12 protein-coding genes, 1 rRNA gene and 1 pseudogene are annotated in these 15,765 nt (G+C 38.7%); 3 read left to right on the forward strand and 11 right to left on the reverse strand.

Features of this window, described 5'->3' with window-relative positions; genetic code table 11:
• Nucleotides 1–43: 43 nt before the first annotated feature.
• The 3 genes from purF to yfbV form a co-directional block, all read right to left on the reverse strand.
• Complete coding sequence (purF, locus tag DPV85_RS09310) at nucleotides 44–1,561, reverse strand: amidophosphoribosyltransferase (protein WP_111327804.1); 1,518 nt, start codon at nucleotides 1,559–1,561, stop codon at nucleotides 44–46.
• Between the two features lie 14 nt (nucleotides 1,562–1,575).
• A complete protein-coding gene (locus DPV85_RS09315) occupies nucleotides 1,576–2,067 on the reverse strand; it encodes a CvpA family protein (RefSeq protein ID WP_005696203.1) in 492 nt (163 codons plus the stop codon).
• Nucleotides 2,068–2,171: 104 nt separating this feature from the next.
• Complete coding sequence (gene yfbV / locus DPV85_RS09320; protein WP_111327805.1) at nucleotides 2,172–2,618, reverse strand: terminus macrodomain insulation protein YfbV; 447 nt, start codon at nucleotides 2,616–2,618, stop codon at nucleotides 2,172–2,174.
• Nucleotides 2,619–2,839: 221 nt separating this feature from the next.
• Here yfbV and DPV85_RS09325 point away from each other — a divergent pair, with 221 nt between their 5' ends.
• From DPV85_RS09325 to pta, 3 genes and pseudogenes are all read left to right on the forward strand, one after another.
• Nucleotides 2,840–4,045 (forward strand): acetate kinase, encoded by a 1,206-nt coding sequence (locus DPV85_RS09325; protein WP_111327806.1) that lies wholly within the window; start codon nucleotides 2,840–2,842, stop codon nucleotides 4,043–4,045.
• A 64-nt stretch (nucleotides 4,046–4,109) separates the two neighbouring features.
• Nucleotides 4,110–4,433 (forward strand): annotated as a pseudogene (locus DPV85_RS10045) (AAA family ATPase); the annotation flags it as partial.
• 30 nt (nucleotides 4,434–4,463) lie between these two features.
• Nucleotides 4,464–5,561 carry a phosphate acetyltransferase gene (gene pta, locus DPV85_RS09330; protein ID WP_431830609.1) on the forward strand — a complete coding sequence of 366 codons (1,098 nt, stop codon included), beginning with the start codon at nucleotides 4,464–4,466 and terminating at the stop codon, nucleotides 5,559–5,561.
• Nucleotides 5,562–5,664: 103 nt separating this feature from the next.
• Here the strand turns inward: pta and DPV85_RS09335 are convergent, their stop codons facing one another.
• From DPV85_RS09335 to rrf, 8 genes are all read right to left on the reverse strand, one after another.
• Complete coding sequence (locus DPV85_RS09335) at nucleotides 5,665–7,116, reverse strand: surface lipoprotein assembly modifier (RefSeq protein ID WP_111327808.1); 1,452 nt, start codon at nucleotides 7,114–7,116, stop codon at nucleotides 5,665–5,667.
• Nucleotides 7,117–7,175: 59 nt separating this feature from the next.
• Nucleotides 7,176–8,936 (reverse strand): hypothetical protein, encoded by a 1,761-nt coding sequence (locus DPV85_RS09340; protein WP_111327809.1) that lies wholly within the window; start codon nucleotides 8,934–8,936, stop codon nucleotides 7,176–7,178.
• Nucleotides 8,937–9,330: 394 nt separating this feature from the next.
• Nucleotides 9,331–10,482 (reverse strand): ribonuclease D, encoded by a 1,152-nt coding sequence (gene rnd, locus DPV85_RS09345; RefSeq protein ID WP_111327810.1) that lies wholly within the window; start codon nucleotides 10,480–10,482, stop codon nucleotides 9,331–9,333.
• Nucleotides 10,483–10,551: 69 nt separating this feature from the next.
• Nucleotides 10,552–12,240: a long-chain-fatty-acid--CoA ligase FadD gene (gene fadD, locus DPV85_RS09350; protein WP_070868239.1), complete on the reverse strand. Its 1,689-nt coding sequence runs from the start codon at nucleotides 12,238–12,240 to the stop codon at nucleotides 10,552–10,554.
• Nucleotides 12,241–12,286: 46 nt separating this feature from the next.
• The gene (locus DPV85_RS09355; protein WP_111327811.1) at nucleotides 12,287–12,829 is read right to left on the reverse strand and encodes a Slp family lipoprotein; all 543 of its coding nucleotides are present in this window, start codon (nucleotides 12,827–12,829) and stop codon (nucleotides 12,287–12,289) included.
• Between the two features lie 20 nt (nucleotides 12,830–12,849).
• A complete protein-coding gene (gene tsaB / locus DPV85_RS09360; protein ID WP_111327812.1) occupies nucleotides 12,850–13,560 on the reverse strand; it encodes a tRNA (adenosine(37)-N6)-threonylcarbamoyltransferase complex dimerization subunit type 1 TsaB in 711 nt (236 codons plus the stop codon).
• 2 nt (nucleotides 13,561–13,562) lie between these two features.
• On the reverse strand, nucleotides 13,563–15,485 hold the full coding sequence (yoaA, locus tag DPV85_RS09365) for a DNA repair helicase YoaA (RefSeq protein WP_431830608.1): 1,923 nt from the start codon (nucleotides 15,483–15,485) through the stop codon (nucleotides 13,563–13,565).
• Between the two features lie 121 nt (nucleotides 15,486–15,606).
• Nucleotides 15,607–15,722 (reverse strand): 5S ribosomal RNA (rrf, locus tag DPV85_RS09370).
• Between the last annotated feature and the right edge of the window lie 43 nt (nucleotides 15,723–15,765).

Genomic DNA, 15,765 nt, shown 5'->3' on the forward strand with positions numbered 1-15,765 from the left:
ACGCTTCATTGAATTTAGTGCTTTTTTACGATCTTAAACGCGATTAACCTTCATTATGAATTTCAAGGTTGCTTGCATCTTTTTCACGTTTTTTCTTTGCTGAATCACTACGTTGAGAAGCGATACTATCAAGGTATTCTGGTGTGATATCGCCCGTAATATATTCGCCAGTAAAGACTGAACAATCAAATCCTTGAATAGCTGGATTTTCTTGGCGTACTGATTCTGTCAGCGCTTCAAGATCTTGGAAAACTAATTTATCTACACCAATCAATTTCGCAATTTCATCAACATTACGGCCATAAGCAATGAGTTCTTGTTTTGTTGGCATATCAATGCCGTACACATTCGGGTAACGAATTTCTGGAGCGGCTGATGCAAAGTAAATTTTCTTCGCACCCGCTGCTCTAGCCATACTCACGATTTGTTCGGATGTTGTACCACGAACAATAGAATCATCGACTAATAGCACATTTTTATCTTTAAATTCTGCTTTAATCGTATTGAGCTTACGACGAACTGAACTGATACGTTGTGCTTGACCAGGCATGATAAATGTACGGCCAACATAGCGGTTTTTCACAAAACCTTGACGATAAGGTTTGCCTAAGATTTTCGCAATCTGTAAAGCGATGTCTGTTGAAGTTTCAGGTACTGGAATAACAACATCAATGTTATCAGCTTCCTCAACCCATTCTTTTGCAATTTTTTTACCTAAATGTTCACCCATGTGAACTCGTGCGGCATAGACAGACACACCGTCTATTGTTGAATCAGGACGAGCAAAGTACACGTATTCAAAAATACACGGATTTAAGACCGCACTTTCCGCACACTGCTCAGCATAAAGCTGGCCATCAAAGGTCACATAAATCGCTTCGCCTGGCGCAACATCACGCACTAATTCAAAACCTGCGACGTCTAATGCCACACTTTCAGAGGCAAACATATATTCCACAGAACCATTTTCTTCTCGTTTACCTAACACGAGTGGACGAATACCAAACGGATCGCGAAATGCCACCATACCATGTCCAATAATCATTGCTAAGCATGCGTAAGCACCACGAATATCTTTGTGTGTCGCACGAATTGCATTAAAAATATCTTGCGGATCGAGGTGGTATTTATTCACTCTATCCAAATGATTAGCAAGAATATTGAGAAGAAGTTCTGAATCCGAATTGGTATTTATATGCCGACGCGCTTCTTTAAATAATTTATCTTTTAATTCGGTTGAGTTGGTTAAGTTACCATTGTGAACAAGACTTAAACCATAAGGTGAATTAACATAGAAGGGCTGAGCTTCAGATACACTTGAACTGCCGGCTGTTGGATAACGTACATGTCCGAGGCCTGCATGACCTTGTAAACGTAACATATGTTCTTGTCTGAATACATCGCTTACAAGACCATTAGCCTTACGCAAACGAAAGCGGTTTTCATCATCTATTGTGACAATCCCCGCCGCATCTTGACCTCGATGCTGTAATAACGTTAATGCTGCATAAATGGATTCATTAACCGGATTTTGGCTAACGATACCGACAATTCCACACATACTGATTGACTACCTTATTGTTTAAAAGTTGAGTTTAAAAAACTAGAACTTGCTTGTAGTTGTTGGAAGAACCATTCAATAATGAAGCCGAAATGAGGAATTAATTTTGATTCTTTCCACCAATCGGTTTGTTCAAAGTTAGTGAAGGTATCCAAGAAGAATAAGATCGCAGCAACGATTAACGCGCCACGAATTAAGCCAAATGCCGCACCGAGAACACGATCTGTTCCGGTAAGTCCTGTTTTATCCACTAATTGGCTAATCACATAATTAACAATGCCACCTACGATTAAGGTTAAAACAAATAAAATGCCGATTGCGGTGCCGTTACGCACATAGTCAGATTCGATTTGAGTGAGATAAGTGGCGAGATAAGGATAAAATTGGCTAGCGACAATAAATGCAACGACCCAACTTGCAAGGGACATCACCTCTCGCACAAACCCTCGTAATAAACTCACGATAATCGAAAATGCGATGATGCCAATGATAATATAATCAATCATTAAATAGTCTCTCAATTAAAAAGGGCCGCCATTGCGACCGCAGTATTTTACATAAAAAACAACAAAAGGAAAACGTTTGCGTCATTTAAATTTGAGGCCATTGACTAGATTTCCTGCCAAAATGCTTTATCTAATTTTTGCTGTGCCTTTTGTAGTACTACTGCCAAGTGCTGATATGTCGGTTTATCTTGCACAGTTGGCAAACTTTCATGTTGTTTTCTTAAACGTTCACTAATCTCATAAAACCACTGAGAACTTTGCGGTTCTAACGGTGATTTTGCACGTTTTCCCAACCAATATAAGCCTTGCAATGGCATCACTAATGCACAAAGTGCGGTCAAAATAGCAAGCGAAAATGCAGTAAGATCTGCTTTGGAATAAAGTTGCTGCCAGACCACTGCAAATACTGCCATAAAAGGCATAAATTTTTGTGCAAATTTTGTGGCTTTAATAATGCGATTTTCGGGAAAAATCATACCGAGCTTCGCTTCTAATGGCCACGTTTGCAAATAAATTTGCCCTTGTTTTAAGGTTGAAAAAAATGATGACATGAAAACATCCTTGAAAATAACCGCACTTATAATACTCTAGTTTAGGTTTAATTGTCATCTCTGACTATAAATTGTTGAAATTTTCAACTTTTCTAATAAAAGATCGTATTTTTCCCCTCCAGTTAATTTATTTTATACGCCAAAAGGTGTATTCTATGCAAGATTTGTAGTCTATTCTTTTGAATGGATTTTTATTAACCTCAATCAAAAATAGGGTTCCTATGTCAAAACTTGTTCTCATCCTTAACTGTGGTAGTTCTTCATTAAAATTTGCAATCCTTGATCCTGCAACAGGTGAAGAAAAATTATCAGGCTTAGCAGAAGCATTTTATCTTCCTGAAGCTCGTATCAAATGGAAACTTAACGGTGAAAAAGGTAGCGCAGATTTAGGTGCTGGTGCAGCGCACACTGAAGCACTTAACTTCATCGCATCAAACATTATGACTGATGAGCTTAAAAACTCTATCACCTCGATTGGTCACCGTATTGTTCACGGTGGTGAGAAATACACTCAATCTGTTATCGTCACAGATGAAGTGGTTAAAGGTATTGAAGATGCAGCGCAATTTGCACCACTTCACAACCCTGCTCACTTAATCGGTATCCGTGAAGCATTTAAAACATTCCCACACTTAAAAGATAAGAACGTTGTCGTATTTGATACAGCATTCCACCAAACCATGCCTGAAGAAGCATACTTATATGCACTTCCATACTCACTTTACAAAGAACATGGCGTACGTCGCTACGGTGCACACGGTACCAGCCACTACTTCGTTTCTCGCGAAGTCGCTGAATACGTAGGCAAACCTGCAGACCAAGTAAACGCAATCATCTGTCACTTAGGTAACGGTGGTTCTGTTTCTGTGGTTCGTAACGGTAAATGTATCGATACCTCTATGGGTTTAACCCCGTTAGAAGGTTTAGTCATGGGTACACGTTGTGGTGACATCGACCCGGCGATCGTTTTCTACCTATACAAAAACTTAGGCATGTCAATGGATCAAATCGAAGAGACTTTAGTGAAAAAATCAGGTCTTTTAGGTTTAACTGAAGTAACAAGTGACTGCCGTTATGCAGAAGATAACTATGACGATGCATCTAAACCAGAAGCAAAACGTGCATTAGATGTTTATAGCTACCGTTTAGCGAAATACATCGGCGCATACATGGCTGTTTTAGGTGATGATCACTTAGATGCGATCGCATTTACGGGTGGTATCGGTGAAAACTCTGCTCACGTTCGTGAATTAGCGTTAGGCCACTTAAAATTATTTGGCATCAAATTAGACAAAGAACGCAACCTTGCTGCTCGCTTTGGTAAATCAGGCGTGATCACTGCTGATGACTCAGCATTCAAAGCGATCGTTCTTCCAACCAATGAAGAATTAGTAATTGCACAAGATACAGCACGTTTAGCGGGCTAATCAACTTCCTTCAAACCTGCTGAGAAATCAGCAGGTTTTTTCATTCATTAAAAGGTATATCAAAATGACTAAAGCAGTTATTCTTATTCCAACTAGCGCAGAAGCAAATTTAGCAGCAGCACTAGACGTAGCTAAAACAACAGGCGCTGTCGTATTCAATGCAGTAGAAGATGTAAAAACCGCTCAAGCATTAATCGCAAATAATCAAAAAGACGTGTTGTTAGAAAAAATCGTTGCTGATTTCCAAGCATTAAATGCAAATCTAGTGATTGTTAAAGGTGTTCAACCTTCAGCTCAAGCGCCTTTTGCAAATAGCTTAAACTTCGCGATTGCGCAAACCTTAGATGCACAAATTATCTTAGTGGCAAACAATGAAGAAGGCACATTAGTAGAAGCCGTTGCTTCAGAGTTTGGCGGTGTGAATAACACTGACATCTTAGGTGTATTTGGTGCACAAGCAGGCAAAATTAAAACCTTAGATGCTCAAGCATTAGCGAATGCAATCTCTGCACCACTTTCTCGTGAAGCACGTATTTCTCCAGCAGCATTCCGTTTTAAATTAACTGATTTAGCACGCAAAGCAGGTAAAACCATCGTATTACCAGAAGGTGATGAACCTCGTACTGTTAAAGCGGCAGCAATCTGTGCTGAACGTGGTATCGCAAAATCGGTATTATTAGCGGATCCTGAATCAGTGAAAAAAGTTGCGGCAGAACAAGGCGTGACTTTAGGTGCTGACGTAACGATCATCAATCCAGCTGACGTACGTGAAAACTACGTTGCTCGTTTAGTTGAATTACGTAAATCTAAAGGTTTAACTGAAGAACAAGCTCGTGCACAATTAGAAGACACCGTTGTATTAGGTACAATGATGTTAGAAGCGGGCGAAGTAGATGGTTTAGTCTCTGGTGCCGTTCACACCACGGCAAATACAATTCGTCCACCGATGCAAATCATCAAAACAGCACCAGGTAGCTCAATTATCTCGTCTGTATTCTTCATGTTATTACCAGACCAAGTATTAGTGTATGGTGACTGTGCAGTAAACCCTGAACCAACCGCTGAACAACTTGCTGAAATCGCAATTCAATCTGCTGAATCGGCAAAAGCATTTGGTTTAAATCCGAAAGTCGCAATGCTTTCTTACTCAACCGGTACTTCTGGTTCAGGTCAATCTGTAGAGAAAGTAAAAGAAGCAACGCGTATTGCACAAGAAAAACGTCCTGACTTATTAATTGATGGCCCATTACAATACGATGCAGCTGTGATGAAAGATGTCGCAGCTTCTAAAGCACCAAACTCTAAAGTGGCAGGTCAAGCAAACGTATTTGTATTCCCTGATATCAACGCAGGTAACATCGGCTATAAAGCAGTTCAACGTTCTGCTGATTTAGTTGCTGTAGGCCCAATGCTTCAAGGTATGCGTAAACCGGTTAATGACTTATCTCGTGGTGCATTAGTAGATGATATCATCTACACCATCGCATTAACCGCAATCCAAGCAACTCAAGCTTAATTAAAGCCATCGTTGTAAAACACTAAAGAAAATAACCGCACTTTTGATAATTCAAAGTGCGGTTATTTTTAGAATTATTTTAGAAATAACTTCTTATTTACGACTAAAACGTTTTTTCAAAAATCAGATTGACATTCTTTTGGGCATAAGAATACATTTCTGGGATATTACTATCTTGTTTCTTCCAACTAAATACGACTTTCGGCGTGATACCCCATAAGTGCCAATCTCGTTTCCAAAGACTTAAATTTACACCGTAGATTTTGTCTTTACGAATTTTTCCAAAAGAAAACAAATCAACATTTGCAAGTTTGGCAATATCTTTGTACTCACGTTGTGTTAAAGAAAGTCCTAAACGCGAAGATATCCCCCAGTTCCATTCTTGTCCCCAGCCTAGACGCAAACTTTTGCTGTCTGAAGAATATTGGCGAACTAAGGTTCTCTCCGCAGAAAAATCAGAACCTAAATAGAAAAAGCGTTTAGGATTAGGCATCCATAATAAGGTGGCAGAAACGAGCTTATTATTACCATTTAATACTTCGCTATCGAAATAACGCTGTTTAGCAAACTCACCTGCCAAAGCAATTTGCCAATTTGGATTAAGCCAATGTGTGAGTTCTAAACGAACACCATTTCCCCAGCGATAACTTTCACCGCCATACCAACGTTTTTCATAAAAAGGTTTTAAGCGGAAAGTTTGTTTTGCAGTTTTATAGGCATAACCAAGAAATGTACGATTAGAAAGATCGTCATATTCATGATTATCCCAATAGCTTTTACCAAAAAACTCATTACCGACTGAAAGATAATTCGAACCCCATAAATTAAAGTCACGAGAAATATCTAAAGAATATGCAAGCCCATGAGCACTTTGTGGCATCATATCATCGGCTCGAGTCAGAACTCCCCCATTTGCAAGCATAACTTGCTTACCACTGCCCACATTATTCACGTTTGTATCTCGCACATAATTAAAGGCGATATCCACATTCCAGCTATCACGCTCATTCAACGCAGATAAATAAGTGTCAATAAGCTCCATCACTGGTGCCGGTAAATCTTCTGCTGTTTTAGCTTTGTCAAATTGAGCTTTTGCTGCCCCATCTTGTTTCTGATTAAACAAGGCGATTGCAAGCTCAATACGCACCGGATTTAAATTAGGATTTTGTGCTAACACTTCACGATATTTATCAATGGCAGTTGCCTGATCATCATTTAATGCCGCTACTTTTCCTTGGGCAAATAGTACTAAAATCGGATCTTGCTCAGGAAAGGTTTGATACACTTCTAATAATTTCTCAATTAAATCAGCATCACGAGAATAAATCGCCTGTGATAATAATTGAGTGGTGAGTGGCTGATTTTGCTCTAATTCTTCACGACTAATTCGTGTTGAGTAGGACTGTTCTTCCGTTAAGTGCGGTAGATTTTCTCGCTGTTTTTCAGGCTCAGCAATTTTAACTTGTTTATCAATTTCTGTGCTTAATTCCGGCGACGGAGCAGAAATTGCCAAGGCTGGAAATAAGGCGACTAAAAAGAAACTATATTTTTTCATTATACTTTATTAGAAAAATCTGCCGCACAACGGCGGCAGAAAATGGTTAAAAGAAAGGGTTATTTTTTAGCTCCGAAAGTAGCTTGATATTTTTCAATGACATATGTTTTACCACCCTCTTTAATTTCACCTAAACCTTCGGTATGGTCATTTTTATCAATAGCCGAGTGGCTGACAAATTTTTCTAACCCTACTATACCAACAACCTCTGAATAATTTTTACCACCAAATGTTGCGGCATATTGTCCAGTTGTTTTAGCATGAACAGCTACTCCTCTAGCCTCATGGTTATTCTTTCTTACAATTACTGGTTCTGGATAACCAATATGAGCAGATTGATCTAGAACTTCCTGAGTACCTAATTTAATTTGACCAATGGATTTACTATTAATTACACCATCCATCATTGGTTTTCCAGTTGTTCCATTCATTTTGACGTTAACCGTGACAGAGCCATCATCTTTTATCATTTCTTTTCTATCATAGGTAATGTCATCTTTTTCACCCTCATACCATTCATTTGCTTTACGTTCATAAGCACCAATCTGAGCAATTACACCACCTTTATAAGTTGCATTACCCGTGAATTTACTTCCATCCTCGTTCACTCTCACAAAAGCTACGTGTCTTGTAGCAAGTCGTTTTGGATCTTCTGCTGTTGGCGTATAAAGCACACCATAGGTTGAATATGGTTGATTGACGAACATATAATTCATACCATTTCTAGCCGCCTCGTCAAAAACAACATAATCTTGATCGGTTGCTTTACCAGAGAACTTACCTAATTTATTACCTGATAATTTATTAAAATTAACGATACCGGAGCCATCAGGGAGATTTACATGAGGTGGAAGATTACTCAGAGATTCTGGTGCATAAGTGTATTCACCATTAATAGGGCCCCAAGGGTCTTTATTTTTCCCCATATCAATATAACGCCACTCTTTACCATGTACTGTTTTGGTCGAATTAAAGTCTGTTTTAGTTGTTGGTGTTGGAACAGTTGGCGTAACAACCGGTTTATTCGGTTTTTTCTTCGCCTCTTCCTCTAAACGTTTTTTCTCTTCTTCTGCTCGTTTAGCTGCGTCAGCTTTTTTCTTCGCTTCTTCTTCTAAGCGTTTTTTCTCAGCTTCTGCTCGTTTAGCAGCTTCAGCTTTTTCTTTTGCTTCTTTTTCTAAGCGATCTTTTTCCGCTTTATCTTTGGCTTTTTTCGCTTCTTCAGCTTTCTTTTTCGCCTCTTCTTCTAAGCGTTTTTGCTCTTCTGTTTTTTTCTTCGCTTCAGCTTCCGCTTTGGCTTTTGCCTCGGCTTTTGCTTTCGCTTCAGCATCTGCCTTCGCTTTAGCTTCTGCTTTTTGTAACTCGATGACTTGGTTATTCGCTTTTGCTACTGCAGCGTTATGCGCATCTAAAGATTTTTGCGCTTCTTCTGCTTTTTGTTGGGCATCAGATAACGCTTTTTTAGCACTTTCTAATGCGGTTTCTTTCGCTTTTAAACTTTTCTCTAATGCGGCTTTTTTAGTTGCATCTGTTGTTGATGAGATACTTTTCTTCAACGCATTTACTTCTGATTGAGATTTATCTGCTAAGGTTTTTGCTTTTTTAGCTGCATTTTTTGCTTGTTCTGCAGCTGATTTTGCTTTATTCGCACTGTCTTTTAAATTCTCTGCAATGCGTTTTGCTTGCTCTGACGTTTTCGCTTTTTGAACTTCAACTTGAGCAGCAATAGAATTTGAGTCATTAGAACTCGATGAGCTGCCACAGGCTGTCAAAGATAAAGCCACAAATGCCGCAAGTGCGGTTGTTTTAAAGATAGGTTTCATAGAAAGTCCTCTTATATTAATAACAAATAGATAATCATTGAAAAGTAAAATAACTTACTTAGCTTATATTTCTTGATTAAACATCAAATCAAAACAAAACAAAACAAAACAAAACAAAGCAAAATAAATTATTCCTTAATTTATGTAGGGAAATAAATGAAATTCACCAAGCAAATAACCACAAAAAAATAATGGATTTCAACTAGTTATTACCTTACATAATAAAACTTCAAGCATTTTACTTAAAATGAAGCAATAAACAAGAAAAAAGTTGAACATTTTAGTCAGATTTGTGAAATAAATCACATTTTATAGAAACGATACCTATAAATAAAAAAATAACCGCACTTTTTATGATTCAAAGTGCGGTTATTTTTAAGATTGTTTTTAATGACTACTCTACGGATTTTAAGTATTCAACCAGCTTCAAGCCAATCTCTCTTCGCCACCCTAAAAGTAAATCAGGCTGTTTGGTCATATCTTCATTTTTTAGCCAAACCCATTTAATAAGATCTTCTAAATTCCGTTTACTGGCTAGAATATCGAGGGTTAATCCTTTTGGGGTCAGTTCATAAGCTTTTTCTTGTAACAATCGAATTGCCTTTTTATAACGAGGATCATCCACAATACGCACTAAACGTTTAGGATAATCATAAGGGGAAATTCGACGACTTTGTGCTAACAATTGAAGCATTTTTTTGCCACGCACACGGACTTCATTTTCAGATAATCCAAGCGCTAGCATTTCTGATGTATTGCGAGGGTTGTTTTTTGCTACTTTCCAAAGGTTGTCCGATTTCACCACATAAGAAAGAGCTAAATTTCGTGCCATTGCCGTTTCTTGTCGCCATTTGGCCAATAGCTGTAAACGCGCTAATTCGAGCGGATTCAATTTCCAAACATTTGGAATATCTAAATAGGCTTTGTCTGGATCGCGATCATCTAATTTACTGGTTTTCGAGATCGCAAGCTGGCAATCATCAATTACCGCTTGAAGCCAAGGTGATTGCGCTAATTCTATTTGCATTTTTTGATAGACTGGCAATAAGTACCATACATCCCCTGCCGCATATTGTAGCTGTACGGGGGAAAGTGGGCGTTTTAGCCAGTTTGTACGCGTTGCCCCTTTATCCATTTCAACGCCCAAATAATGCAACACAAGTTTAGCTAGGCCCGCTGAATTAGCAAAACCTAAAAAACGCGCCATAATTTGCGTATCCATCATAGGTTGTGGAAGTGCATCAAATTCTTGTAAGAAAACCAATAAATCTTCATTACAAGCATGCAAAATTTTTGTCACCTGCTGATCACGTAATAATTCCACAAAAGGTGAAAAATCAGTAATGGATAAAGGATCGATCAATGAAACTCGATCACCATCATAAAGTTGAATTAATCCTAATTTAGGATAATAGGTCGATACCCGCATAAATTCGGTATCTAAAGCGACCGCACTTTGCTGACGCGCTAACTGGCAAATCTGAGCGAGCTCTTCATTATTTTGAATTAATGTAAAGTGCGGTTGATTTTGGCATTCTTTTATCATTGTAATAGGATGTATTTTCAAATAGAGGTACAGACTAAACAGGGATATGAACACATATCCCTGATTTAATTAATGTTGCGCGCGTTTTGCTATTTCTTCATCACGCAGTATGCGTCTTAAAATTTTGCCTACATTACTTTTCGGCAATTCATCGCGAAACTCAATATCTTTCGGGACTTTATAACCTGTGAGATGTTGTCTACAATGCTGGCGTAATTCATCACGCGTGAGGCTATCATCTTTCTTCACGACGAAGATTTTGATGGTTTCTCCCGACACTTCATGTGGCACACCAATAGCGACCACTTCAGCGACTTTATAATTTAGCATCACCACATCTTCGATTTCATTTGGATAAACGTTGAAGCCTGAAACTAAGATCATATCTTTTTTGCGATCAACAATACGGAGGCTATAGCTCTCGTCCATAATGACGATATCACCCGTTGCCATCCAACCATCTTGAAGCACTTCAGCTGTCGCTTCAGGGCGTTGCCAATAGCCACGCATGACTTGTTCACCTTTAACCCAAAGCTCTCCAGCTTCACCAAGTTGTGCTTCCGAGCCATCATCTTTGATAATTTTAATATCGGTATTTGGCACTGGTACACCGATTGTACCATTGTGTTTCACCACATTAATCGGACAAGCGGCAATTAGCGGTGAACATTCTGTCATACCATAACCTTCAATGATGTTGCAGCCAGTTAAATCATGCCAACGCGTTGCAACCGATTGTTGGATCGCCATACCGCCGCCAACAGAAAGTTTTAATCGTGAAAAATCCACTTCTTTGAAATTTTCATTATTAAGTAGCGCATTAAACAAGGTATTTACCCCTGTAATCGCTTCAAAGCGGTATTTTTTGAGCTCTTTAACAAAGCCATCAATATCACGTGGGTTCGTAATTAAGAGCGCTGTCACGCCAAGCTCTAAGAAAAGTAAACAGTTTACCGTTAAGGCAAAAACATGATAAAGCGGTAAAGCCAGTACGGCAACGCGTTGCTTAGCATGATCGCCAATAAATGGCTCTGCAATCCACTTAGCTTGGAAAATATTGGTAATAATATTGCCATGTGTCAGCATTGCGCCCTTAGCAACACCGGTCGTTCCACCTGTATATTGTAAGAAGGCTAAATCTTCACGATCTACTTGAGGACGAACATATTGACGAAATTTACCAATACTCAATACTTCACGGAAAGTGACAGCATTCGGTAATTTATATTTTGGCACTAATTTTTTGACGTATTTCACGACAAAATTGACCAAATTACGCTTACCAAAAGAAAGCTGGTCACCCATTCTTGTCAAAATCACGTGTTTCACTTTAGTGTTAAACACGATTTTTTCTAAGGTTGAAGCAAAGTTTGAAACCACAACAATGGCTGTTGCACCGCTATCTTGTAACTGATGTTCTAATTCTCGAGGGGTATAAAGTGGATTCACGTTTACCACAACCAAACCAGCACGTAAGATACCAAAAAGCGCAATAGGATATTGCAATAAATTCGGCATCATCAATGCAACACGCTCACCACGTTCTAACTTTAATTCATTTTGTAAATAAGCGGCAAATGCACGGCTACGCTCTTCTAATTTACGAAATGTTAAAACCTGTCCCATGTTGATATAGGCAGGACGGTCTGGGTGCTCACGAATTGCTTTATCTAAAATATCGAGAATCGAATCATACTTGGATGTATCCAGCGTGGTAGGTGAACCTTCTGGATAATTTTGAAACCAAACTTTTTCCATTTTTTATCCTTATTCTTTGGAAAATTTTCTTAATTTTATCATTTAGTTAATAGAGATAATAGCGAATTTCAGGCTCACCATACCAATAATACGGTCGTCTACCGAAAAAGCCCCAATCATCCCACATATCATCTGGATAATAATAACTTTGTGAAAGCTTCCAGACACGATAATGATTGGTTTTAATAACCGGATAAATATAGTTGGCTTGATCAACCTTGCCTTGTTCTGCTTTCAGCAAGGTACCACCAATTGTAATAAATTGATCTTTTAAGCTTTCAGGTTCTACAAAGCCATCAAGATAAGTGATAAAACGTCCATTAGGTTGTTCATCAATCATAGGTTTTGCTGAGGTTGCATAAACTGGATAGCTTAATACTTCAATTTTAGTTTTATTCGGCAAGGCTTGTGCGGTTAATACTTTTCCACCTAAACGAATTGATTTACACTGACAGCTATAATCACTCGGTTGAATTGAAGATAATGATTTTAAAGTAAACTGCTCTTTTTCCAGCCCTTTCGGCGCATTGACACATCCCACTAATGTGGCAGAAAGTGCGGTCAAAACTAAGATCGTTTTTTTATTCATCTTCAACTCCTTTTTGAAAATTATTCACGCCCAGGTAATTTTTTCCAAGTTACTTCATTACGCAAATAAACAGGTTCAATTTCTAAGGCAGATATGACTTTATTTTGAGCATAATCTGTTAAAGCAAGCTCAAGCATATATTGTGCAGAAGGTAAAATAATATCACTCCCTTCTAAACCACTGTCTTTAAATTGAGGATACGCAGCCCAACCAGTACCGACTCGATAGGCGGTTAAATCTGAAAACTGTTCAAGCACTTTTTCTGGTTGGCAAACTTGTTCTTCAATGACAGGGCTCCATTGGAAAAATTCACCAAATACTGACTGCACTTTTTCTCGTTTTACTTGAGAAAAATAAACTTCATTCATTCTCGCATCAATGGTCGCTGCCACATTTTCAGCTTGATGTAATTCAAATGCAGCCTGAGCCATTGCAGTTAAATTTGATACCGCAATAACAGGTAAATCAGCCCCTAATGCAAGCCCTTGAGCAATCCCTGCACCAACACGAACACCAGTAAAACTACCCGGGCCGCGTCCAAATGCTAACGCATCTACTTGCTTCAAATTAATGCCTGAATTGGCAAGTAACTCATCAACCATTGGAAGAATACGTTTTGTGTGTGTACGCTGTGCTAATTCATCTAAATATGTTTTTTCGCCTTTATGCCAAAGTGCAACAGAACAGGCTTCTGTTGAAGTATCAAGTGCTAATAAGGTGATATTTTTCATTATTAATCCATTTTCTCATTTTGTAAGAATTGTACCACTTTGTTAAGATCTCGGGTACGGGTTGAATTAGGTAAACTTTTTAGAAAGGTTTCGCCGTAATTTCGCATAACAAGACGATTATCACAAATAATTACCGCACCACGATCGGTTACATCTCGAATTAGGCGCCCTACACCTTGTTTCAGCGTAATAACTGCTTCAGGGATCTGTATATCATTAAAAGGATCACCACCCTGTAATCGGCAATCTTCAATACGCGCTTTTAGCAAAGGCTCATCTGGTGCGGTAAAAGGCAATTTATCAATAATGACTAAGGAAAGTGCATCACCCCGGACATCCACGCCTTCCCAAAAGCTAGAAGTAGCAACTAGCACACTATGGGTTTCATGAATAAATTGTTCGAGTAATTTTGCTTTAGGTATTTCACCTTGTAATAAGATAGAAAGCTCACTATTTTCTCTAAAATACTCTGCCAAGCCTCTCATCATTAAATAAGAAGTACAAAGCACAAAGCATCGTCCTTTATTCGCTTCAATGATAGGCAACAACATTTCACCAAGAGATTGTAACGTATTATTTTGATTCGTTGCCGGTAAATAACGTGGCACACAAAGTAGCGATTGATTAAGATAATCAAAAGGACTGTGAAGAATTTTTTGTTCTGCTTCCTCAATACCAAGTCGCTGACAGAAATGATTAAAAGTGCCGCCAACTTCAAGCGTCGCTGAGGTGAAAATCCAAGCTGCGTCTTTATTATTTAGCTGTTCGCCAAATTTATCTGCAACAGTAAGTGGCGTAATATGCAAACCAAATTGTCGCCCCATACTTTCGTACCAATAACAATAGCCAACAATGGCCGTATCACAAAGACGAATTAATTGATTCTTGATACTTTCAGTGCGTTCAAAAATACTATCCAAAGTCTGAGAGCGACCTAATGCAATCTTGATCACTTCAGAAAGAAACTCAATTTTTTCTTGTAATAATTCAACCGATTTTTTGACCGCACTTTGCTTAAATAGCTCACGCCAATTTCCTCGCTGATTTCCTTCCCCAAGAAGAAGACGGAAATCCTGAATGACTTTAAGCAAGGTATCTGCAGTTGTGCCAAGCTGCGGCATATCTTTCAATTCTGTTCGATAAACAATATTGATATCTTTACATAAATCAAATAGCTGGCGAGAGGTTAATGATTGACCAAAGTACTGGCTTGCTATATCGGGGAGTTGATGTGCTTCATCAAAAATAATAACTTCTGCATTGGGAATAAGCTCACCAAAGCCGCTTTCTTTTACCGCCATATCAGCAAAGAAAAGATGATGATTTACTACGACAAGATCTGCATTTAGCGCTTTTTTACGAGCTTGTGCGACATAGCATTCGGCGTAGTTAGGGCAATCTGTTCCTAAACAACTTTCTGCTGTGCTCGTCAATTGAGGCAAAATTGGGCTATCTTCAGCCAATTCAATACATTCGGTCAAATCACCTGTTTTCGTTGCATTATTCCATTTTCTTACTTTACTTAAATCGGCTAAAACAGATTTATCCCCAAGCACACCTTGAGCGATTACCTGATCCAGTCGTTCCAAACATAAGTAATTGGATCGCCCTTTCAATAATGCAATTTTTCCAGAATAATTTAAGGCTTTTTTTATGGCAGGTAGATCTCTTGAAAAGAGTTGATCTTGTAGATTTTTAGAGCCGGTTGAAATAATCGTTTTCTTTCCTGCAATAAGTGCCGGTGCTAAATAAGCAAAAGTCTTTCCAGTACCTGTTCCAGCTTCTACAACAAGCGGTCGCTTATTTTGGATAGCATATCCTACTGATTGAGCCATTTCGAGCTGTTCTGCTCGGGGCTTAAATCCTTTGATATTCTTACTCAATTCGCCATCACTGGAAAAGATCTTACTTATCTGTTTTTTCATAATTATTGCTATCTAGAAATAGGCGAAGATTTTATCATTATTAGACTCATTTATATATGAATTCTAATATTTTATATAAAACAAAAACCCCAAGCTCTTCAGCTCGGGGTTCACATTCAGTACCTGGCGGTGTCCTACTCTCACATGGGGAAGCCCCACACTACCATCGGCGCATCGGCGTTTCACTTCTGAGTTCGGTATGGGGTCAGGTGGGACCACCGCTCTATCGCCGCCAGGATTATTCCTTTAATAACTTTTCTATTTCTCTCTGCTCCGCTAT

Origin of the sequence: Haemophilus parainfluenzae (genome assembly GCF_003252725.1) — a bacterium.
Classification (GTDB): Bacteria; Pseudomonadota; Gammaproteobacteria; order Enterobacterales; family Pasteurellaceae; genus Haemophilus_D; species Haemophilus_D parainfluenzae_L.

Coding starts and splice junctions, on each gene's coding strand:
- yfbV (WP_111327805.1), bottom strand. CDS start 2,618: ATGTCATCATTTTTTTCAACCTTAAAACAAGGGCAAATTTATTTGCAA.
- rnd (WP_111327810.1), bottom strand. CDS start 10,482: ATGATAAAAGAATGCCAAAATCAACCGCACTTTACATTAATTCAAAAT.
- fadD (WP_070868239.1), bottom strand. CDS start 12,240: ATGGAAAAAGTTTGGTTTCAAAATTATCCAGAAGGTTCACCTACCACG.
- purF (WP_111327804.1), bottom strand. CDS start 1,561: ATGTGTGGAATTGTCGGTATCGTTAGCCAAAATCCGGTTAATGAATCC.
- DPV85_RS09335 (WP_111327808.1), bottom strand. CDS start 7,116: ATGAAAAAATATAGTTTCTTTTTAGTCGCCTTATTTCCAGCCTTGGCA.
- yoaA (WP_431830608.1), bottom strand. CDS start 15,485: ATGAAAAAACAGATAAGTAAGATCTTTTCCAGTGATGGCGAATTGAGT.
- DPV85_RS09355 (WP_111327811.1), bottom strand. CDS start 12,829: ATGAATAAAAAAACGATCTTAGTTTTGACCGCACTTTCTGCCACATTA.
- DPV85_RS09315 (WP_005696203.1), bottom strand. CDS start 2,067: ATGATTGATTATATTATCATTGGCATCATCGCATTTTCGATTATCGTG.
- DPV85_RS09325 (WP_111327806.1), top strand. CDS start 2,840: ATGTCAAAACTTGTTCTCATCCTTAACTGTGGTAGTTCTTCATTAAAA.
- tsaB (WP_111327812.1), bottom strand. CDS start 13,560: ATGAAAAATATCACCTTATTAGCACTTGATACTTCAACAGAAGCCTGT.
- DPV85_RS09340 (WP_111327809.1), bottom strand. CDS start 8,936: ATGAAACCTATCTTTAAAACAACCGCACTTGCGGCATTTGTGGCTTTA.